The sequence below is a fragment of the Sphingomonas sp. SRI_018 genome, assembly GCF_057586275.1.
On record NZ_JBYCZO010000003.1, the window covers coordinates 61,276 to 82,404 of the forward strand.

Annotated in this window: 20 protein-coding genes; 6 read left to right on the plus strand and 14 right to left on the minus strand. The window is 68.4% G+C overall.

Annotation, left to right across the window (positions count from 1 at the left end):
• Positions 1-13 precede the first annotated feature (13 nt).
• From AC2YHA_RS15780 to AC2YHA_RS15795, 4 genes are read right to left on the minus strand one after another with little or no spacing between them, the layout of a single operon-like run.
• Positions 14-1,159 (minus strand): acyl-CoA dehydrogenase family protein, encoded by a 1,146-nt coding sequence (locus AC2YHA_RS15780; RefSeq protein WP_487402370.1) that lies wholly within the window; start codon positions 1,157-1,159, stop codon positions 14-16.
• Between the two features lie 43 nt (positions 1,160-1,202).
• Positions 1,203-1,649: a hypothetical protein gene (locus AC2YHA_RS15785; protein ID WP_487402371.1), complete on the minus strand. Its 447-nt coding sequence runs from the start codon at positions 1,647-1,649 to the stop codon at positions 1,203-1,205.
• A gap of 8 nt (positions 1,650-1,657) precedes the next feature.
• Positions 1,658-2,044 carry a RidA family protein gene (locus AC2YHA_RS15790; protein ID WP_233783962.1) on the minus strand — a complete coding sequence of 129 codons (387 nt, stop codon included), beginning with the start codon at positions 2,042-2,044 and terminating at the stop codon, positions 1,658-1,660.
• Positions 2,045-2,051: 7 nt separating this feature from the next.
• The gene (locus tag AC2YHA_RS15795) at positions 2,052-3,551 is read right to left on the minus strand and encodes a CoA-acylating methylmalonate-semialdehyde dehydrogenase (RefSeq protein WP_487402372.1); all 1,500 of its coding nucleotides are present in this window, start codon (positions 3,549-3,551) and stop codon (positions 2,052-2,054) included.
• Between the two features lie 170 nt (positions 3,552-3,721).
• Here AC2YHA_RS15795 and AC2YHA_RS15800 point away from each other — a divergent pair, with 170 nt between their 5' ends.
• A complete protein-coding gene (locus tag AC2YHA_RS15800; RefSeq protein WP_487402373.1) occupies positions 3,722-5,020 on the plus strand; it encodes a methyl-accepting chemotaxis protein in 1,299 nt (432 codons plus the stop codon).
• Between the two features lie 3 nt (positions 5,021-5,023).
• Here the strand turns inward: AC2YHA_RS15800 and AC2YHA_RS15805 are convergent, their stop codons facing one another.
• From AC2YHA_RS15805 to AC2YHA_RS15830, 6 genes are all read right to left on the minus strand, one after another.
• Positions 5,024-7,123, minus strand: a complete 2,100-nt coding sequence (locus AC2YHA_RS15805; protein WP_487402374.1) for an ATP-binding protein — start codon at positions 7,121-7,123, stop codon at positions 5,024-5,026.
• 232 nt (positions 7,124-7,355) lie between these two features.
• Positions 7,356-8,423 carry a biotin synthase BioB gene (gene bioB / locus AC2YHA_RS15810; RefSeq protein WP_487402375.1) on the minus strand — a complete coding sequence of 356 codons (1,068 nt, stop codon included), beginning with the start codon at positions 8,421-8,423 and terminating at the stop codon, positions 7,356-7,358.
• Entirely contained in the window at positions 8,420-10,648 is a 2,229-nt protein-coding gene (gene scpA, locus AC2YHA_RS15815) for a methylmalonyl-CoA mutase (RefSeq protein ID WP_487402376.1), read from the minus strand. The genes bioB and scpA overlap by 4 nt, the downstream gene beginning before the upstream one ends.
• 146 nt (positions 10,649-10,794) lie before the next feature.
• The gene (mce, locus tag AC2YHA_RS15820; RefSeq protein ID WP_487402377.1) at positions 10,795-11,214 is read right to left on the minus strand and encodes a methylmalonyl-CoA epimerase; all 420 of its coding nucleotides are present in this window, start codon (positions 11,212-11,214) and stop codon (positions 10,795-10,797) included.
• A complete protein-coding gene (locus tag AC2YHA_RS15825) occupies positions 11,211-11,432 on the minus strand; it encodes a hypothetical protein (protein ID WP_487402378.1) in 222 nt (73 codons plus the stop codon). Before AC2YHA_RS15825 ends, mce begins: the two co-directional genes overlap by 4 nt.
• Positions 11,433-11,558: 126 nt before the next feature.
• Entirely contained in the window at positions 11,559-13,085 is a 1,527-nt protein-coding gene (locus tag AC2YHA_RS15830; RefSeq protein ID WP_487402379.1) for an acyl-CoA carboxylase subunit beta, read from the minus strand.
• Positions 13,086-13,194: 109 nt separating this feature from the next.
• Between AC2YHA_RS15830 and AC2YHA_RS15835 the strand changes: the two genes are divergently transcribed.
• Positions 13,195-14,580: a helix-turn-helix domain-containing protein gene (locus AC2YHA_RS15835; RefSeq protein WP_487402380.1), complete on the plus strand. Its 1,386-nt coding sequence runs from the start codon at positions 13,195-13,197 to the stop codon at positions 14,578-14,580.
• 41 nt (positions 14,581-14,621) lie between these two features.
• Here AC2YHA_RS15835 and AC2YHA_RS15840 read toward each other — a convergent pair whose 3' ends face one another.
• A complete protein-coding gene (locus tag AC2YHA_RS15840; RefSeq protein ID WP_233783972.1) occupies positions 14,622-15,467 on the minus strand; it encodes a TorF family putative porin in 846 nt (281 codons plus the stop codon).
• Between the two features lie 154 nt (positions 15,468-15,621).
• The gene (locus AC2YHA_RS15845; protein ID WP_487402381.1) at positions 15,622-15,774 is read right to left on the minus strand and encodes a hypothetical protein; all 153 of its coding nucleotides are present in this window, start codon (positions 15,772-15,774) and stop codon (positions 15,622-15,624) included.
• Between the two features lie 243 nt (positions 15,775-16,017).
• On the opposite strand from AC2YHA_RS15845, the gene AC2YHA_RS15850 reads away from it, so the two are divergent.
• The 4 genes from AC2YHA_RS15850 (at position 16,018) to AC2YHA_RS15865 (ending at position 18,676) form a co-directional block, all read left to right on the plus strand.
• Positions 16,018-16,248 (plus strand): hypothetical protein, encoded by a 231-nt coding sequence (locus AC2YHA_RS15850; protein ID WP_487402382.1) that lies wholly within the window; start codon positions 16,018-16,020, stop codon positions 16,246-16,248.
• Entirely contained in the window at positions 16,245-16,910 is a 666-nt protein-coding gene (locus tag AC2YHA_RS15855; RefSeq protein ID WP_487402383.1) for a phosphoribosyltransferase, read from the plus strand. Before AC2YHA_RS15850 ends, AC2YHA_RS15855 begins: the two co-directional genes overlap by 4 nt.
• A gap of 288 nt (positions 16,911-17,198) precedes the next feature.
• Complete coding sequence (locus AC2YHA_RS15860) at positions 17,199-17,459, plus strand: hypothetical protein (protein WP_233783975.1); 261 nt, start codon at positions 17,199-17,201, stop codon at positions 17,457-17,459.
• 104 nt (positions 17,460-17,563) lie between these two features.
• Complete coding sequence (locus tag AC2YHA_RS15865; protein WP_487402384.1) at positions 17,564-18,676, plus strand: winged helix-turn-helix domain-containing protein; 1,113 nt, start codon at positions 17,564-17,566, stop codon at positions 18,674-18,676.
• A 137-nt stretch (positions 18,677-18,813) separates the two neighbouring features.
• On the opposite strand, the gene AC2YHA_RS15870 is transcribed toward AC2YHA_RS15865, so the two are convergent.
• Both AC2YHA_RS15870 and AC2YHA_RS15875 read right to left on the minus strand, forming a co-directional pair.
• Entirely contained in the window at positions 18,814-20,325 is a 1,512-nt protein-coding gene (locus AC2YHA_RS15870; protein ID WP_487402385.1) for a SulP family inorganic anion transporter, read from the minus strand.
• Positions 20,322-21,020, minus strand: a complete 699-nt coding sequence (locus tag AC2YHA_RS15875) for a carbonic anhydrase (RefSeq protein WP_233783978.1) — start codon at positions 21,018-21,020, stop codon at positions 20,322-20,324. Before AC2YHA_RS15875 ends, AC2YHA_RS15870 begins: the two co-directional genes overlap by 4 nt.
• Positions 21,021-21,129 lie beyond the last annotated feature (109 nt).

Consider the following 21,129-nt stretch of genomic DNA (forward strand, 5'->3'; position numbering starts at 1 on the left):
TTTAGAGTCGTCTTCATTGCCGCGTCAGCTCCCGTCCGACGATCATCCGCATCACCTGGTTGGTGCCCTCCAGGATCGAATGGACGCGCAGGTCGCGCCAGAAGCGTTCGATCGGGTAATCCATGAGATAGCCGTAGCCGCCGTGGAGCTGGAGCGCGCGGTCGACGACCGCGGAGCCGGTGTCGGTGGCGAAGCGCTTGGCCATCGCGGCGAAGCGGGTCTTGTCGGGCGCGTTCGCGGTCACCTTCGCCGCCGCAGTATAGAGCAGGCAGCGGGCCGCCTGCAGCTCGGTATCCATGTCGGCGAGCATGAACTGGGTGTTCTGGAAATCGGCGACCGGACGGCCGAACTGCTGACGGTCCTTGGTGTAGCGGATCGCCTCGTCCAGGCAGCGCTGCGCGCCGCCCAGCGAGCAGGCGCCGATGTTGAGCCGGCCGCCGTCCAGCCCCATCATCGCGATGCGGAAGCCCTCGCCCTCGCCGCCGACCAGATTCTCGACCGGTACGCGCACGCCGTCGAACATTACCTGCGCGGTCGGCTGCGAATGCCAGCCCAATTTGCGCTCCTGCGCGCCGAAGCTGACGCCCGCCATGTCCTTCTCGATGACGAGGCAGGAGATGCCCTTAGGCCCCTCCTCCCCCGTGCGGACCATGACGACATAGACCTCGTTCTCACCGCCGCCCGAGATGAACTGCTTGGAGCCGGTGACGACATAATGATCGCCGTCGCGGACCGCGCGCGTCTTGAGCGCCGCCGCGTCGGAGCCGGACGACGGCTCGGTCAGGCAGTAGCTGGCGAGCCGGTCCATGGTGACCAGGTTGGGCAGATACTTGTCCTTGACCACCTGGCTGCCGAACCGGTCGATCATCCACGACGCCATGTTGTGGATCGAGATGAACGCGCTGGTCGACGGACAGCCATAGGCCATCGCCTCCATGATCAGCGCTGCCTCGAGCCGGCCGAGGTTGATGCCCCCGCTCTCCTCGCTGACGTAGATCGACGCGAAGCCCAATTCGGCCGCGGCCTTGATCGTGTCGCGTGGGAAGATGTGCTTCTCGTCCCATTCCGCCGCGAACGGCGTGATGCGGTCGGCGGTGAAGCGCCGGGCGAGCTCCTGGATCTCGCGCTGGTCGTCGGTGAGGTCGAACTGGTCGGTCATAAGGTCGATACTCGAATTCTTGCGGGACGATGCGCTGAAGACATCATTCCCATGAAAACACCGTCCGCAGCTTGCAGTTCTCGGGTGCCTCTCCTTCTTCGAAAAGATCGACCCGATCGATTGCCGCCAGCTGTTGCTTTGTCAGCGGGCGCCTGGAGGAGAAATAGGCTGCACCGTGCCGTCGGTTCCAGATCGCAACCGTATAGCGCCCGTCTTCGCGCCGCTGGTCGTATAGAGCATGACCCTTGCTGGTCGCCCCAGACAGCATCCAGCCCGCAGGAGGCGATGCCCAACCGATGCCGTCGACGACGAGGCTGCCAAAGGCGCCATCCCAGCGGAAGGTTCCGCCGTGAATACCGCCTTTCAGCGTCTTGATGCGCTCACCGGCGAGCAGGTCGATGATCGGGGAATAGCCGCAAAAACGCCCTGGCCCTTTCAACTCCCCAGCATGCGCCGGCGACGCAGCAAGCGCCAGGGCGGTCAGGGTCATTCGCCCTATCACGACAGCTCGGCCTCCGCCTCAATCTCCACCCGCCATTCCGGGCGGAGCAGGCCGGCCACCACCACCATCGTCGCCGCGGGGCGCACGTCCGCGAACCAGCGGCCGTGCGCGCGGCCGACCGCATCGGCATCCGCCGCGTCGACCAGCAGCATCCGGGTCCGCACCACGTCCTCAGCCGATCCGCCGAGCTGCTCGATCGCACGCACGATGATCGCAAGGCAGCGCTCGGCCTGCGCCTCGGCGTCGCCCGGTGTCGAGCTGCCGTCGTCCTCGACCGGCGCGGTGCCGGAGACGAGGATGCGGTTGCCGGCACGGATCGCACGACTGAAGCCGATCGTCGCCTCATAAGGCGATCCGGACGACACGCGCGGTCTCTCATTCATGGCTGACTCACCCCATCGTCGGGATGACGAAGGCGTTCTCGCCGGTGACGGAGCCGTCGGGCCAGCGCTGGGTGACGGTCTTGACCTTGGTCCAGAAGCGCACGCCCTCCGGCCCGTGCTGGTTGACGTCGCCGAACGCGGAGCGCTTCCACCCGCCGAAGGTATGATAGGCGACCGGCACCGGGATCGGCACGTTGATGCCGACCATGCCGACGTTGACCCGCGCCGCGAACTCGCGGGCGGCGTGGCCGTTGCGGGTGAAGATGGCGACGCCGTTGCCGTACTGGTGCTCGCTGGGGAGGCGCAGCGCGGTCTCGAAGTCGGGCGCGCGGACGATCTGGAGGACCGGGCCGAAGATCTCTTCCTGATAGGAGCGCATCTCGGGCGTCACCCGGTCGAACAGCGACGGGCCGATGAAGAAGCCCTCTTCGTGCCCCTGCAGCGTGAAGCCGCGGCCGTCGACCACCAGCTCGGCGCCCTCTTCGACGCCGGTCTGGATCCAGTCCTCGACGCGCTTCCTGTGCGCGGCGTTGACCACCGGGCCGTAGTGCGCCTCGGCATCGGTCGAGACGCCGACGCGCAGCTTCTCGATCGCGGGGATGAGCTTGTCGCGCAGCGCTTGCGCCGTCTTGTCGCCGACCGGCACCACCACCGGCAGCGCCATGCAGCGCTCGCCCGCCGAGCCGAACGCGGCGCCGGAGAGGTCCGACACCACCTGGTCGAGATCGGCGTCGGGCATGACGATGCCGTGGTTCTTGGCGCCGCCCATCGCCTGCACGCGCTTCCCCGCCGCGACGCCGCGCTGGTAGACGTAATGCGCGATGTCGGACGAGCCGACGAAGCTCACGGCGCCGATCGCGGGATGATCGAGGATCGCGTCGACCATCTCCTTGTCGCCGTGGACGACCTGGAGGATGCCCTCCGGCAGCCCGGCCTCGCGCATCAGCTCGGCGAGGCGGACCGGCACCGAGGGATCGCGCTCCGAGGGCTTCAGGATGAAGGCGTTGCCGCAGGCGATCGCCACCCCGAACATCCACATCGGGATCATCGCCGGGAAGTTGAACGGGGTGATCCCCGCGCCGATCCCTACGGGCAAACGCATCGAATAGACGTCGATGCCGGGGCCGGCGCCCTGGGTGTACTCGCCCTTCAGCGCATGGGGGATGCCGCAGGCGAACTCGATCACCTCGAGCCCGCGCTGGATGTCGCCCTTCGCATCGGCGATCACCTTGCCGTGCTCGGACGAGAGCGTGTGGGCGAGCGCGTCCATGTTCGCCTCGACCAGCTCCTTGAAGCGGAACATGACGCGCGCGCGGCGCTGCGGATTGGTCGCGGCCCAGCCGGGCTGCGCGGCAAGCGCTGCGGCCACGGCCGTGTCGAGCTCGGCCGCGGTGCCGAGGCGCACCTTCGCCTGGACCTGGCCGGTGTTGGGGTCGAACACGTCGCCCTCCCGCGCCGCGCCCGCGCCGCCCGTGTGGCCGACGATATGATGGTCGATGATCCGCATCCTGTCCTCTCTTGCGGCGCGGCTTGGCGCCGACTCGTTCGCGTAATTTTATTGCTCTTGGCACAGCCGAACCCGGCTGTCAGCGGGATGTGAAAAAATCCGCTGCTGTCATCGAACCGTCACCAAATCCTAACGTGCGATTTACCACCGAACCGCTAGCGGAACGACCGATGTCGCCCGTCACCGCCCCTCGCCCGAGCTGGCTCACCGAAGCGGAGACGCGCCCGCTCGCGATCCGTCCCGACGCCACGCTGATGGAAGCGGTCGAGGCATTCCGTACCCGTCTCGACATCCGTCTGCTGCCGGTGCTCGACGACGAGGAGCGGCCGATCGGCGCGGTGCACGAGCGCGACGTGCGCCAGCTGCTGCTCAATCCTTACGGCCATGCGCTGATGCGCAATCCCGCCTATGGCCAGCGCCTCGCCGCGCATGTCCGCCCCTGCCCGATCGGCGAGGTCGGTCTGGGGCTGGAGGTGTTGCTCGAACGCTATCGCGCTTCGGGTGCGGTCGACGGGATGATCCTGACGCAGCACGGGCGGCTCTATGCGACGCTCGCCAACCGGCGGCTGGTGCAGCTCGACGGCGAGCGCCGGCTGGCCGCCAATCGCGCGCGGATCGAGCGGGCGCAGCGGATCGAGGCGGCGATCGCGAGCTTCGAACGCCAGGTCGCCAATCTCGCCGCCGACCTCGGCACGCTCGCGCGGCAGGTCGAGGCCAATTCCGAGGATACCGCCGACCGCGCCGGGCTGACCGAGGAGCGCGCCGCCGCGGTCGCCGCCGCCGCGGTCCAGACCGGCAGCAACATGGGCGAGATCGCCGCACGCGGGCGCGAGCTTGCCCGGACGCTGACGCTGATCGGCACGGGCACGGTCGAGGCGAGAGGCTCCGCCATCCGCGCGGTCGAGCTGGTCGCCGCCGGCAGCCGCCGTGCCGCCGGCCTCAGCGGGGCCGCGGCATCAATCGATTCGGCGATCGCGCTGATCACGGAGATCGCCGCCAAGGTGAACCTGCTCGCGCTCAACGCGACGATCGAGGCGGCGCGTGCCGGCGAGGCGGGGCGCGGCTTCACCGTCGTCGCCAACGAGATCAAGCAGCTCTCGACCCAGACCGGCAACGCCGCGCGCACGATCACCGCCCATGTCGACAGCATCCGCCAGGCGATCGCCGAGGTGGTGGGCGGCCATGCAGGGATCGAGGATGCGATCGGCGCGATCGCGGCGCTGTCGACTGACATCGAATCGGCGGTCGGCGCGCAGGAGGCGGCGACGCGCACGATCGCGCGCAACGTCGACGAGGCGGTCGAGGCATCGCACGGCATCCGCGACGATGTCGAGGCGATCGGCGGCAGCGCCCGCGCCGCGGCGGATTCGGCGCGCGAGATGGCAGGCTTCGCCGGCCGGCTGCAGGATGCCGCACGCGCGATGTCGGGCGAGGTCGAGCTGTTCCTCGCCGAGGTGCGCGCGGCCTGAAGGCTACTCGAACTCGATGATCGCCGCGTCGACCACCAGACTGTCGCCGGGCGCGAAGTTGACCGCCTTGACCGTGCCCGCCTTCTCGGCGCGCAGGATATTCTCCATCTTCATCGCCTCGACCACCGCCAGCGGCTGGCCGGCCTCGACCTTGTCGCCCGCCGCGACGTCGAGCCGGGTGAGCAGGCCGGGCATCGGCGCGAGCAGGAGTTTGGAGGTGTCGGGGGGTACCTTCTCGATCATGTGCGCCGCGAGCGCGGCGACATGCGGGCGGTAGACGCGGACCCTGTGGCCGGCGCCGTGGGCGGTGAGCCGCCACGCCGCCCTCTCGCGCGCGATGCCGACGTTGAAGGGCGCGCCGTCGACGGTGCAGGCGAACAGCGGCTGTCCGGGTTGCCAGCGATGGACCACGTCGAGCGGCGGCTTATCGGCCTCGAGGTTGACCAGCAGCCCGCCTTCATGGCCGTCGACGGTGACGTCGAACCGCCGGTCGCCGATCAGCACCACCCGCGCCGTATCGGTGACGACGCGGCCGTCGAGCTGACCGGAGATGCGGCTTGCCTGATCGGTGCGGTCGAGGTCGGCCAGCACCGCTACCGCCGCCAGCTTGCCGAGCAGCTCGTCCGACGCGGGGGCGCCGTGGAAGCCTTCCGGATATTCCTCCGCGATGAAGCCTGTAGTCAGCCGCCCCTCGCGGAAGCGCGGGTGCTGCATGATCGCGGACAGGAAATCGATGTTGTGGCCGATGCCGTCGATCCGGAACTGGTCGAGCGCCGCGATCTGGCGGTCCGCCGCCTCGTCGCGGGTCGGCGCCCAGGTGATCAGCTTGGCGATCATCGGGTCGTAGAACATACTGACCTCGCCGCCCTCGGCGACGCCGTCGTCGACGCGGGTCAGACCTGACGGGCCGGCGTCGACGACGGCGTGCTCCTGCGAAAGCAGGAGCCCTGGATCGCGAGCGGCATCGCCTGCCTCCTGCGCTCCTGCTTTCGCAGGAACACTGGTTGAGGGCGGACGGTACGTGACGAGGCGCCCCGTGCTCGGCAGGAAGCCGCGGTACGGGTCCTCGGCATAGACGCGGTTCTCGATCGCCCAGCCGGTGAGCGTCACATCGTCCTGGCCGAAGGCGAGCTTCTCGCCCGCCGCGACGCGGATCATCTGCTCGACCAGGTCGAGGCCGGTCACCATCTCGGTCACCGGGTGCTCCACCTGGAGCCGGGTGTTCATCTCGAGGAAGTAGAAGCCCTGGCCCGTCGGGTCGGCGCCGGAGACGATCAGCTCGACGGTTCCGGCGCTGTAGTATCCCACCGCGCGGGCCAGCGCGACCGCCTGCTCGCCCATCGCCTTGCGCATTTCGGGCGTGACGAAGGGCGACGGCGCTTCCTCGACCACCTTCTGGTGGCGGCGCTGGATCGAGCATTCGCGCTCGCCCAAGTAGAGGACCGTGCCATGCTGGTCGCCGAGCACCTGAATCTCGATGTGGCGCGGCTGCTCGATGAACTTCTCGATGAACACGCGGTCGTCGCCGAAGCTCGCCAGGCCTTCGCGGCGGACGCTCTCGAACTCCTCGCGGACGTCCTTCTCGGACCAGGCCAGCCGCATCCCCTTGCCGCCGCCGCCGGCCGAGGCCTTCATCATCACGGGGTAGCCGATGCCGTTCGCGATCTCGACCGCGTGCTCGGTGTCGCGGATCTCGCCGACGAAGCCGGGGACGACGTTGACGCCCGCCGCCTTGGCGAGCTTCTTCGATTCGATCTTGTCGCCCATTGCGGCGATCGCCTCGGGCGGCGGGCCGATGAAGGCGATCCCCGCCTCGGCGCAGGCGCGGGCGAAGCTCTCGCGCTCGGAGAGGAAGCCGTAGCCCGGATGGATCGCGTCGGCGCCGGTGATCCTGGCGGCGTCGAGGATCAGCTCGGCCTTGAGGTAGCTCTCCGCCGCCGGCGCCGGGCCGAGCCGCACTGCCTCGTCCGCCATCCGCACATGCGGCGCGCGCGCATCAGCGTCGGAATAGACCGCGACGGTGGCGATCCCCATCCGCCTGGCGGTGCGCATCACCCGGCACGCGATCTCGCCGCGGTTGGCGATCAGGATTTTCTTGAACATCAGCGCAGCACCGATGATTTGTTCCTGATGAACAGGAAGAGAAGCACGAGATAACCGAACACGGCCATTCCGCAGGCCGCCTTTATTGATCTCAGGTCACACAGTTCGACGCTATCCGGCGTGAATCCGCACGTCCGCATGGAAACTATGCTGACAATTACGATGGCAACTAGCCAATAGATCGCCGTCGCCAGCACGAACCTGACAAGTCGGCGCTTCTGGTGAGTGTTTCTCACTCCGCCGCCTCGGCCAGCCGGCATTCCACCGCCATCGCCTTCAATCCCAGCCTCGCGAACATCGCCGCATCCTTGTCGTCGCCGGCATTGGCGGCGGTGAGCAGCTTGTCGCCGGTGAAGATCGAATTGGCGCCCGCCAGGAAGCACAAAGCCTGCGTCGCCTCCGACATGCTCTCGCGGCCGGCCGAGAGGCGGACCATCGACCTGGGCATGGTGATCCGTGCCACCGCAACGGTGCGGACGAACTCGATGTCGTCGATCTTGGCGAGCGGCGTGTCGGCGAGCATGTCGCCCAGCACCGTGCCCTTGACCGGCACCAGCGCGTTGACCGGCACGCTCTCGGGCGGCTCGGGCAAGGTCGCCAGTGCGTGGATGAAGCCGACGCGGTCCTCGCGCGTCTCGCCCATGCCGACGATGCCGCCGCAGCAGACGTTGATGCCCGCCTGCCGGACGTTCTCCAGCGTGTCGAGCCGGTCGGCGAAGCTGCGGGTGGTGATGACCTCGCCGTAGCGCTCGGGCGAGGTGTCGATATTGTGGTTGTAATAGTCGAGCCCCGCTTCGGCGAGCGCCTCCGCCTGGGCCGGCGTCAGCATGCCGAGCGTCATGCAGGTCTCCATTCCCATCGCGCGGACGGCCTTCACCATCTCGGCGAGCTTGGGGATGTCCTTGTCCTTGGGGTTGCGCCACGCCGCGCCCATGCAGAAGCGCGTCGAGCCATGGTCCTTGGCCTGCGCCGCCGCCTGCAGCACCGCCTGCACGTCCATCAGCTTGGTCGCTTTGAGCCCGGTGTCGGCATGGGCGGATTGCGAGCAATAGCCGCAATCCTCCGGGCAGCCGCCGGTCTTGATCGACAGCAGCGTGGAGAGCTGCACCTCGCCGGCCCGGTGGTGCGCGCGGTGGACCTCGGCGGCGCGGAACACCAGCTCGGTGAAGGGCAGGTCGAACAGCGCCGCGATCTCGGCGCGGGACCAATTCTCGACGTGCCCCGGCGCAGGCCGGGGCCCAGTTGCGACGTCGTGGAACTGGGCCCCGGCCTTCGCCGGGGCACTGGCGGTGGAACTCATTCAGCAGCCTCGCTCTCTGGTGCCCAGTTGTGGCCAAGCAGGCGCAGCACCTCCTCGGCGGCGGCGATCAGGTTGGTGCCGGGACCGAAGATCGCCTGCACGCCCGCGTCGCGGAGCGCCTGATAGTCCTGCTGCGGGATAACGCCACCCGCCACCACCTTGATGTCGGCGCGGCCGGCGTCCTTGAGATGGCCGATCAGCTCCGGGATCAGCGTCAGGTGCCCGGCGGCTAGGCTGGAGGCGCCGACCACGTCGACGCCCTTTTCGATCGCCAGCTTGGCCGCCTCGTCGGGCGTCTGGAACAGCGGGCCCGGCACCACCTCGAACCCCAGGTCGCCGAACATCGACGACACGAGGTTGGCGCCGCGGTCGTGCCCGTCCTGCCCCATCTTGGCGACCAGCATCCGGGGCTTGCGGCCGAGCCGGCGCTCGGTCGCGCCAACGCCGTCGGTGAGGCGGCTCCAGCGCGCGTCGTCGCGCCACGCCTCGCGGTAGATGCCGGAGACCGGCGTCGGCACCGTCTCGTAGCGGCCGAAGCCCGCCTCCATCGCCGCACTGATCTCGCCGAGCGTCGCGCGGGCCCGCGCCGCTTCGACCGCGAGCGCGAGGAGATTATCCCTCATCCCCCGTTCGTCCCGAGCGTAGTCGAGGGACATATCCTCCGGTTCTCGTGCCTCGACTTCGCTCGGCACGAACGGTTGTGGAGAGCGGCTCGCCCCTTCTCGCAGCCGGCCGAGCGCCGCCTGGCACGCCACCTCGTCGCGCGCGGCGCGGACCTTGGCGATGCGGGCGATCTGGGCCTCGCGCACCGCATGGTTGTCGATCGCGAGGATCTCGATCTCCTCGTCTTGCGGAGGGCGGTATTTGTTGACGCCGACGATCACTTCCTCGCCGCGGTCGATCCGCGCCTGGCGGGCGGCGGCGGCTTCCTCGATCATCGCCTTGGGCCAGCCCGCCGCGACCGCGCGGGCCATGCCGCCCTCGGCATCGACGCGCGCGATGATCTCGGAGGCGCGCTCGACCAGTTCGTTGGTCAGCGCCTCGACGTAATAGGAGCCGCCCAGCGGATCGACGACCTTGGTGATCCCGCTCTCCTCCTGGATCACCAGCTGGGTGTTGCGGGCGATGCGCGCGGAGAAGTCGGTCGGCAGCGCGATCGCCTCGTCGAGGGCGTTGGTGTGGAGGCTCTGGGTGCCGCCGAGCACCGCCGCCATCGCCTCGATCGTGGTGCGGATGACGTTGTTGTAGGGGTCCTGCTCCTGCAGCGACACCCCCGACGTCTGGCAATGCGTCCGCAGCATCTTCGAGCGTTCGTCCCTGGCACCCAGGTCGGTCATCACGCGGTGCCACAGCGTTCGCGCCGCGCGCAGCTTCGCCACCTCCATGAAGAAGTTCATGCCGATCGCGAAGAAGAAGCTGAGCCGCCCGGCGAAGGCGTCGATGTCGAGCCCCGCCGCCATCGCCGCCTTTGCATATTCCTTGCCGTCGGCGATGGTGAAGGCGAGCTCCTGCACCTGCGTCGCCCCCGCCTCCTGCATGTGATAGCCGGAGATCGAAATCGAGTTGAACTTCGGCATGTGGGCCGAGGTGTAGGCGATGATGTCCGACACGATCCGCATGCTCGGCGCCGGCGGATAGATGTAGGTGTTGCGGACCATGAACTCCTTGAGGATGTCGTTCTGGATCGTGCCGTCCAGCTTCGCCTGCGGCACGCCCTGCTCCTCGCCGGCGACGATGAAGAAGGCGAGGATCGGGATCACCGCGCCGTTCATCGTCATCGAGACGGACATCTCGCCGAGCGGGATGCCGTCGAACAGGATCTTCATGTCCTCGACAGTGTCGATCGCCACCCCCGCCTTGCCGACGTCGCCGACCACGCGCGGGTGGTCGCTGTCGTAGCCGCGGTGGGTGGCGAGGTCGAAGGCGACCGACAGCCCCTTCTGCCCGGCGGCGAGGTTGCGGCGGTAGAAGGCGTTGGATTCCTCGGCGGTGGAGAAGCCGGCGTATTGCCGGATCGTCCACGGCCGGCCCGCGTACATCGACGCGCGCACGCCGCGGGTGAAGGGCGCGAAGCCGGGGAGGCCGGGGTCGAGGCTGGCGGTGTCCTCGGCGGTGTAGAGCGGCTTGACGGCGATCCCCTCCGGCGTGTGCCAGACGAGGTCGCGGCCCTTCACCTCCTTGTCGGCGAGCGCCTGCCAGTCGGCGGGAGTGGGTTTGTCAGCCATTCTCCTTCTCCCCTTGTGGGAGAAGGAAGCGGCCCGCCGATGCAATCAGCGGGAAGGATGAGGGGGACGTATCAAGACACAGCCCCCTCACCCTTCCGCGACTGCGTCGCTCCCTCCCTCTCCCACAAGGGGAGAGGGAAAAATGCTCAATGCTCACCACGCGGGCTCTCCATGATCTCGGTCAGCACCCCGCCCATGTCCCTGGGATGCACGAAGAAGATCGGCGTCCCGTGCGCGCCGATGCGCGGCTCGCCCAGCACCTTCGCGCCCTTGGCCTCGAACCAGGCCTTGGCCTCGTGGATGTCGGGCACCTCGTAGCACAGGTGATGCTGCCCGCCGGCCGGGTTCTTCTCCAGGAACGCGCGGATCGGGGAGGTTTCTCCCAAGGCCTCGATCAGCTCGATCTGGGTGTTGGGCGTGTCGACGAAGCACACCTTCACCCCCTGCGTGGGCAGGTCGAAGGGCTCACCGATCCGGGTCGCGCCCATGACGTCGCGGTAGAAGGCGATGCTGCCCGCGATCGACGGCGTGGCGACGCCGACATGGTTGAGGCGGCCGAGGATCATGAAAGGACCTCTCCCAGCCGTTTGAAGAATAGCCAAATTTGGCCCGCGGTGACGATCATGAGCAGGGTCGAGAACATCCAATACTGCACCGGTTCGCGCGAGCGTCCGAAGTCGAAGAACAACCCGACGGCTTCACCGCTCTTCAGCGTTCGCCAAAGATAGCTCGAAAGCACCCATGTCATTGCAAGCGCAACCAAGGCCGCGAACCATTCGCTCATATACCGCTCCGATCGAGACCGCCGAATTTCAACCCGTCATCCCGGCGAAGGCCGGGATCGCTCACGATCGAAACCGAACGCCTGCGGCAGGCGATCCCGGCCTCCGCCGGGATGACGGCAGGGCCGTCACAGCGGAATATTGTCATGCTTCTTCCACGGATTCTCGAGCTGCTTGCCCCTGAGCTTCCGTAGCCCCAGCGCGATCCGGCGCCGCGTGGAATGCGGCATGATCACCTCGTCGATGAAACCCTTCGACGCCGCCACGAACGGGTTGGCGAAGCGCGCCTCATATTCCGCGGTGCGCTCGGCGATCTCCTCGGGCGTCCTGCCGCGGAAGATGATCTCCACCGCCCCCTTTGCGCCCATCACCGCGATCTCGGCGGTCGGCCAAGCATAGTTGAGGTCGCCGCGCAGGTGCTTGGACGCCATCACGTCGTATGCCCCGCCATAGGCCTTGCGCGTGATCACCGTGACCTTCGGCACCGTCGCCTCGGCATAGGCGTAGAGCAGCTTGGCGCCGTGCTTGATGATGCCGCCCAGCTCCTGCGCCACGCCCGGCAGGAAGCCGGGCACGTCGACGAAGGTCACGATCGGGATCTCGAACGCGTCGCAGAAGCGCACGAACCGCGCCGCCTTCTTCGACGAGGCGATGTCGAGCACCCCGGCCAGCACCATCGGCTGGTTGGCGACCACGCCGACCGTCCGCCCCTCGATCCGGCCGAAGCCGGTGATGATGTTGCCCGCATGCGCCGGCTGCAGCTCGAAGAAGTCGCCCTCGTCGACCACCTTCCGGATCAACTCGTGCATGTCGTAGGGCTGGTTGGCCGACGGCGGCACCAAGGTGTCGAGACTCTCGTCGATCCGGTCCCAGGGATCGTCGGTCGGCCGCTCGGGCGGGGCCTCGCGGTTCGAGGCCGGCAAAAAGTCCACGAAGTCGCGGGCCGCGAGCAGCGCCTCGATGTCGTTGTCGAAGGCCACATCGGCGACCCCCGACTTCGTGGTATGCGTCACCGCTCCACCCAGTTCCTCCTGCGTGACGATCTCGTTGGTAACGGTCTTCACTACATCCGGGCCGGTGACGAACATGTAACTGCTGTCCTTCACCATGAAGATGAAGTCCGTCATCGCGGGACTGTACACGGCACCGCCGGCACAGGGACCCATGATGAGCGACACCTGGGGGACGACCCCGGATGCCAGCACGTTACGCTGAAAAACCTCGGCATAGCCGCCGAGCGAGGCGACGCCCTCCTGGATACGGGCGCCGCCGGAATCGTTGAGGCCGATCACGGGCGCGCCGACCTTCATCGCCATGTCCATGACCTTGCAGATCTTCTGCGCGTGCCGTTCGGAGAGCGAGCCGCCGAACACGGTGAAATCCTGGCTGAACACGAACACCAGGCGGCCGTTGATCGTGCCCGATCCGGTGACGACGCCGTCGCCGGGCACCACCTGCTCCGCCATGCCGAAGTCGACGGCGTTGTGCTCGACGAACATGTCGTATTCCTCGAAGCTGCCCTCGTCGAGCAGCACCTCGAGCCGTTCGCGTGCGGTGAGCTTGCCCTTGGCGTGCTGCGCCGCGATCCGCTTCTCGCCCCCGCCCAGCCGCGCGGCGGCGCGGCGGCGCTCGAGCTCCTCGATGGTCGACGACATGGCCTCTCCCAAATCCGCGGCGATTGTCCCCTCTTTCAAGGCGGCAAGCGGCTGGCAAATGCAATGTTGCAAAGTTGTCGGAGCTCTATTTGCAAAGTAAGCTGGTGAGATGCCTGGTCCCCGCCGCCGCCTGTTCGCCGGACATGAGGTGCGCCGCCTGCGCGCCCGACTCGGCGTCAACCAGGCCGAGGTAGCGGCGGAGCTCGGCATCTCGGTGCCCTATCTCTCGCAGATCGAGACCAACGACCGGCCGCTGACACCGCCGGTGATGCTGGCGCTCGCCCGCGCCTATCCCGACCAGTGGGGCGCGCTGACCGGCATCGACGAGGCGCTGCTGGTCGCCGCGGCCGCCGCCGCCGACGATCCCGGCATCGCCGACGCCCGGCTGGGCGAAGACATGCTCCGTCGTGCCGCCGAGCAGCAGCCAGAGCTCGCGCGGCGGATGGTGGCGATCCACGCCGCCTATCGCCGCTCGCAGGAGCAGCTCCGGCTGCTCGACGACACCGTCGAGGCCGGTGCGGGCGAGACCAGCCGCCTGCCCTGGGAGGAAGTGCGCGACTGGTTCCATACCCAGGGCAATTACATCGACTCGCTCGACCGCCAGGCCGAGGCACTTGCCGACGAGAGCGGACGCGACCTGATCGCACGGCTTGAGGGCGTGCATGGCGTCGCGGTGGAGACGACCGACACCGGCGGGACGGAACTCCGCCGCTACGATCCCGCCGACCGCCGCCTCGCCATCGACCGCGCGCTGCCGCCGGAAAGCGCTGCCTTTCTGATCGCCCACCAGCTCGCCCAGCTCGAGATGCGCGAGGCGATCGCGGAGACCATCGCCGGCTCGGGTCTGCGCTTCGAAGCGTCGCGCCAGCTGCTCGCGGTCGGGCTCGCCAACTATGCCGCGGGCGCGCTGCTGATGCCCTATACCGCCTTCCGCGACGCCGCCCGCGCACTCCGCCACGACGTCGACCGGCTGCGTCAGGCGTTCGGGGTCAGCTTCGAGCAGGCGTGCCACCGCCTCTCGACGCTCCAGCGGCCGGGCGCGGCGGGCATCCCGATGTTCTTCCTGCGCGTCGACATGGCCGGCAACATCACCAAGCGCCATTCGGCGACGCGGCTGCAGTTCGCGCGCTTCGGCGGCGCTTGCCCCTTGTGGGTGGTGCACGAGGCGGTGGCGATCCCCGACCGCATCCTCGTCCAGCGCGCCGAAATGCCCGACGGCACCCGCTACGTCTCGATGGCCAAGGGGCTGGTGAAGCCCTCGGGCAGCTACACGCGCGCGCCGCGCCGCTACGCGGTCGCGCTCGGCTGCGAGGAGAGCGATGCGGCCGACTTCATCTACGCCGACGGCCTGGAGAGCCAGCCGCCGACCCCGATCGGCATCTCCTGCCGCATCTGCCCGCGCCCGGGCTGCGACCAGCGGGCCTTCCCGCCCGCCGGCACCGCGCTCGACATCGATCCCGATGCCCGCGCGGTCGTCCCCTATCGCTTCGGATGAGCGAGGTCCGGGGACCGCAGACCGCCCGCTCATCCGCCCGGTCAAAAGGCAGCGCTGACCGAGAACACCACCTGCGACGAAGCGATCGAGCTGCCGTCCTTGGTCGAGCTGAAGTTCGGCAGCAGATAGGCCGACTCGCTCTTGCTGATGTCGGTGTCGACATAGGCGACGCCCAAGGTCAGCGGGCCGACGACGGCATCGACGCCCAGCAGCCAGTCGAGATATTTCCCCGTCGGCGCCACGCTGGTGCCGTTGGGGCCGAGCCCGGGGTTGCCGTCCGAATAGCCGAGGTGCCCCTTCAGCGTGAACGGCGTCCCCGGCACGCCCGAGCTGACGTCGCCCCACAGATAGAGATTGTCCTCCTTGTCGCCCGGATCGTTGTAGACGCCGGCCGACGCATCGGCGCCGCTGTAATACCAGCGGCCGAGCGCCTGCTGCTTGGGCGCATAGGCGACGCCGACCAGCGCGTTGACCGGGCCGAGCGTGCCGCTGACCTTGACGTAAGGCTCGGCGAAGTCGGTCTTGCTGGCGCCGCCGGGGTACATGTACCAGGTGAGGCCGACGTCGAGCGTCGCGCCGCCGCCGATCGGGGTCTTGAAGCCGCCGATCAGGTCGAGCTCCGTGTTGGAGCCGCCGAACGTGCCCCAGCCGGCGAGGTTGGAACCCCAGAGGCCGGCATAGAGGCCGCTTTCGTGGGAGACGGTGACCCCGGCCTGCACCGCGATCTCCTCGTCACTCTGGGAGACGCCGCGGAAGCGATAGTCGGAAACGATCGCCGCGCTGCCGGTGACGGTGATCGGCTTGGGCGGATCGGTATCCTGGGCGGCAGCGGATGTGGCAATCGTCAACGCCGCCACGATGGCGGCCGTCTTGGTGTGGAACTTCATCGCCGATCCTTATCAAGGATGTTGGTGTGAGGTTCCCGCCTGCATCGGGACCCGTCGACCTTCTCGGGAGGGACGGTGGTCGATCGGACCCGATGCAGCCTTGCGTAACGGTGTTGCCGTTCCGATTGCTTGCTGGATTGTGACGAAATATTGCTCAATCACTCGTTGGTGCGCCGACCCGATCGGGGTTCACCTGACCCTGCGGTCCGGGATCATTCTCGACATCACCCTCGATCGTGTTGTCGCCTTCGGCATCCTCCAGCCTCCCGACCATCGCGAAGGCGCCCTTGGACTGGCCGATGCCCAAGATTGTCCTGGAGGTGCTGGTCCTGCCTGCGTTTGAGCCGCATCTTCGTGTCGGCATCGTTCACGACATCCCTCCCGCGCGCCGCTCCCACCGCTGACGGGCCAACCACCGAGGTCATGCCGCATTCCCTCCCGGCAACGGCCCATCGCCGAATGGGCCGGAGCCGGCCCGCGTTACCGAAGGAGGCGGAGCCTCCATGCCCCCCATCCGTTGAATCGCCCGGATCATCGGGAGGCGGAAGCGATGGCATCGCGCGCGATGACGAAGGATGTCGAAATCCAACCCTATGGGCTTCGCGGCGATCTGGCATTGCCGCGGCCGGACATGGGACTGGTCGCCTCCACCATCGTCCCCGAATCGATCCGCGCGATCGTCTCACGCGCCGACCATCTGTTCGAGGAATCGGGTACGCTCGACCAGGTGATCCTGCTCGCACGCGACTGGTTCGTCCGGAATCTCGGGAGCGCGCCATGAACGATTTCGCCGACCGCACCGAAGCCGGGCGGCTGCTTGCCGCCAAGCTCGCCCCGATGAAGCCGGAACGACCGCTGGTGCTCGCCCTGCCGCGCGGCGGGGTTCCGGTGGCGGTCGAGGTCGCATCCGCGCTCGACGCGGAGATGGATGTGCTGTTCGTGCGCAAGATCGGCTTTCCGTCCCAACCCGAGTTCGCGATCGCGGCGGTGGTCGACGGCGCCCATCCCCAGATGGTCCGCAACGAGGAGGTGCTGACGCAACTTCCGGTCGACGAAGCCTATATCGAGCGCGAACGTGACCGCGAGCTCGCCGAGATCGAGCGCCGGCGCGCGCTCTATAGCGGCGACCGGGCTCCATCGGAGGTGGCCGGACGCACGATCCTCGTCGTCGACGATGGGGTCGCGACCGGCACCAGCGTCCGCGCCGCGCTGGCGGCACTGCGGCGCAGCGGTGCCGGTCGGCTGATCCTCGCCGTCCCGGTGATCTCGCCGGAGACTGCGCGAGAGCTGCGCGACGACGGCATCGAGGTGATCGCCGTGACCGAGCCGGCTCATTTCATCGCGGTCGGCCAGTTCTACCGGGATTTCCACCAGCTCGAGGACGAGGAGGTGATCGCTCTGCTGCGCCGGAACGAGGCCGCTCGGCGGGCGGAACATGCCTGAATCGCCGATCGATCGGCGCCGGCTGATGGCGACCGGCCTGATCGGAGGCATGATCGCGGTGGGCGGTCTCGCTTCCTGTCGGAATCAGGAACCGCACCAGCCCGGCAAGCGGTCGAGGATCTGATGCGCGAGCATGGGGCGCTTCGCCGGATATTGATCGTCTATGCCGAAACCGCCTCTCGCCCCGCGCGAGTTGATCGCAGCGGGCTAGGTCCTCCACCAGCCGCAGTAGCCGCTGGCCGCACTCAACGAGTTGATCCGCCAGCGCCCCGATCACATAACAGTCCAATGCGGCTCGACGACCAGCTCCTGCGCTATTTCGGAACGGCCGACCTCGCCGCGCTCGCGCCCGGCGCCCTCGCGGCGGGGCTGGAGCGGATGAAGGTCGATCTGGGGCTGGAGACTGATCGCGACCGTCGGTTCGCGCTCTGGGCGCTGCTCTACATGCTGGGGTCGGCGCCCGATCTCGATCTCGTCTTCAAGGACGAGGCCGATCGCGAGGCGGCGCGCAACTTCATGGACATGTCCGACGCAGCGGGGCAGTCCTGAAGGAGGTTTTCTCTCCTGCCGAGGCACGCCGGATCGCGCTCGCCGCCCAGGGTTTCGGCCGATCGCGTCCCGTCGGCGCGATCGGTGCGGCCCATCTGGCGCGGGTGATCGCGCGGCTCCAGCTCCATCAGATCGACAGCGTCAACGTGCTCGCCCGCGCGCACTATCTGCCGCTGTTCTCGCGGCTCGGCGCCTATTCGCGCGACCTGCTCGACAAGGCGGCATGGGGCAAGCCACGGCGATTGTTCGAATATTGGGCGCACGAGGCTTCGCTGCTGCCGCTCGAGCTGCATCCGCTGCTGCGCTGGCGAATGGCGCGCGCCGCGCGCGGCGAGAATATCTGGGGCGGGCTCAGGTCCTTCGCCCACGAAAAGCGCGGCGAGGCGGAGGCACTGCTGGGCCGGATCGCCGCCGAGGGACCATTGGCCGCATCGGACATCGCGGAGACGCGCGGCAAGGGCGGCTGGTGGGGCTGGAGCGACACCAAGCAGGCGCTGGAATGGCTGTTCTGGTCAGGGCAGATCACCACTGCGACGCGGCGCGGCAGCTTCGAGCGCGTCTATGACCTGCCCGAACGCGTCATTCCCGCCTCGGTGCTGGCGCAGCCCACGCCCGACGAACCCGATGCCCATCGCGCGTTGCTTGCCCGGGCGGCCGCCGCGCTCGGCATCGCGACCGCTGCCGACCTGCGCGACTATTTCCGGCAGAAGCCGAACGACGCCCTCCCGAGGATCGCGGAGCTGGTGGAGGACGGGACGCTTCTGCCGGTGCGGGTGCGCGGCTGGCCGCAGCAGGCCTATCTCCACAAGGATGCGAAAGTCCCGCGCCGGATCGCAGGCGGGCGGCTGCTGGCGCCGTTCGACCCGCTGATCTGGGAACGCGCCCGCACCGAACGGCTGTTCGGCCTCCGCTACCGCATCGAAATCTACACGCCCGCCGACAAACGGGTGCATGGCTATTATGTCCTGCCCTTCCTGCTCGGCGACCGGATCGTCGCGCGCGTGGACTTGAAGGCCGACCGTCAGGCCGGCCTTCTCATCGTCCAGAACGCGCATCGCGAGCCCGGCGCGCCCCACGAGACCGCGCGGCAACTGATGGACGAGCTCGAGCTGATGGCGCGCTGGCTGGGATCGTCCGCCGTCGCGATCGCAGGCCCGGGCGATATGGCCGCCGAGCTGCAGCAGGAACGGCCGACATCTGAACGTCGGTCGGTCTAGGGCCGATCGACATTGGGGTTGCAGGTCTTCCATAGCCCAACCGTCACCCGGACGTGTTCCGGCGTCCACCGGAACACGTCCGGGGTGACGATGAGGCGGGTTGAGATGTCGACCACTTCCCCAAATGTCGATCCGTCCTAAGCCGCCAGCCGCTCCGTCAGCTCGGGCGTGCCGGTGAGGTGCACCGGCGCCCCGGCCGCGCGGCGGCGGTTGACCCACTCGCGGATGATCTCCGCCGAGGTGTGGTCGACCGCCGCGAGGTCGCTGACGTCGAACCGCACCGGACGGCCCTGCGGCACCGCGTCGAGCGTGCTGGTGAGCTTGGGCACCGCCAGGAACGAGGCCGTGCCCGCCAGCCGGATCGCGCTCTCCTCCTCGCCATGCTCGTGATCGAGCTTGAGGCCGAGGCGGCGCCAGTGCGGCAGCAGCTCGATCAGCGACAGGCCGATGCCGACCAGCACGCCGGTGAGCAGGTCCTCCGCCACCACCGTGACCAGCGTGATCGCCCAGATCGCCGCCGGCAGCATGCCGTAGTGCTTGAGCAGGTGCTTGGCATGGCCGAAATTGACCAGCCGCCAGCCGGTCACCACCAGCACTGCGCCGAGCGCCGCCATCGGGATCTCGCGCAGCAGCCACGGCAGCAGCGCGACGAAGCCGAGGATCCAGACGCCGTGCAGCATCGTCGACAGCCGGGTCTGCGCGCCCGCCTGGACGTTGGCGGAGCTTCGCACGATCACGCCCGTCATCGGGAGCGCCCCGGCGAGACCGCAGAGCAGGTTGCCCACACCCTGCGCGCGCAGTTCCTTGTTGTAGTTGGTCCGCACACCATCGTGCATCCGGTCGACCGCCGCCGCCGACAGCAGGGTCTCGGCGCTGGCAATGAACGCGATCGCGACCGCCGCAGCGATGAGACTCGGGTCGAGCCAGCGCGCGAACATGTCCGGCCCCGGCAGCGTGATCGCGCCGGCGATCGATTCGGGCACGGTCACCCGCGCGACGCTGAGCCCGAAGCCCCAGGCGAGCAACGTGCCCGCGACCACGCCCATCAACGCTCCGGGCACGAGCTTCATGCTCGCCGGACGGAGCTTCTCCCACCCCAGCATCACGGCGATGGTGACGAGCGCGATGATCGCGGCGAGCTCGGTCCCCTCCAGGCTGGTCGGCGACAGGCCGAGCAGGCGGCCCGGCATGGCGGCGAGGTTCTGGAGGCCGCTCGGCAGCGGCTTCGCGTCGAACAGGACGTGGAACTGACCGGCGACGATCAGCACGCCGATGCCGGCGAGCATGCCGTGCACCACCGCGGGCGAGACCGCGCGGAACCAGCCGCCGACGCGCAGCACGCCGGCGACGAACTGGATGATGCCGGCGAGCACCAGGATCGGCCCCAACGCCGACAGCCCTTGGTCACGGACCAACTCGAAGATGATGACGGCAAGGCCCGCGGCGGGACCGCTCACCTGCAGCGGCGAGCCGGCGAGCGCGCCGACGATGATGCCGCCGATGATGCCGGTGATCAGGCCCTTCTCGGGCGGCACGCCGGACGCGATGGCGATGCCCATGCACAGCGGCATCGCCACCAGGAACACGACGATCGACGCCGTGAAGTCGCGCGTCACATTGCCGCGCGACAGGAGCGAGGCGATACTCATTCCGCCGCCTCCAGGACATAGGTGACGTCGCTCGCGGTCCGCCGGGCCGCCGGCAGCGCGACCGGCAGCGGGCGATCGTCGCGCATCGGCACGAACCGGCCGGTCTCGCCGTCGAGGCCGAGCATCACGCCGGCATGGATATCGGCGAACCAGCCGTGCAGCGCGATCTCGCCGCGAGCGATGCCGGCGGCGACCGACGGATGGGTCCTGAGGTGCGCGAGCTGGACGACGACGTTCTCCAGGCTGGCGGCACGCACCGCCTCGCCGTTCTCGAGCTCGGGATAGCCCTGGCGAACGACGCTCTCGGCGGCATGGCTGTGGCGCAGCCAGGCGGCGACGTTGGGCATGCCTTTCAGCATCTCGGGATTGATCAGCGCTTTCATCGCGCCGCAGTCCGAATGGCCGCAGACGATGATGTCGCGCACGCCGAGCGCCGCCACCGCATATTCGACGGTCGAGGACACGCCGCCGTTCTGGGTGGCGAAGGGCGGCACGATGTTGCCGGCGTTGCGGCACACGAAGATGTCGCCGGGCTGCGCCTGCATGAGATGCTCGGGCGCCACGCGGCTGTCGGCGCAGGAGATCATCAGCGCCTTGGGGCTCTGCCCCTGCGTCGCGAGCTTCGAATAGAGGTCGCCCTGGCTCGGGAACACCCGCTTCTCGAAGTCGAAGACACGTCCGATCAGTTCGTTCACGGTGCACACTCCTCGATCAACAGAGCCGAGGAAGTAAGGTCCGTCTCTTGCCGCAGCGCAGCAGTTTCGTAAGGAATTATTGCCGTCGGCGAGGGGCGCCGCCGAAGCG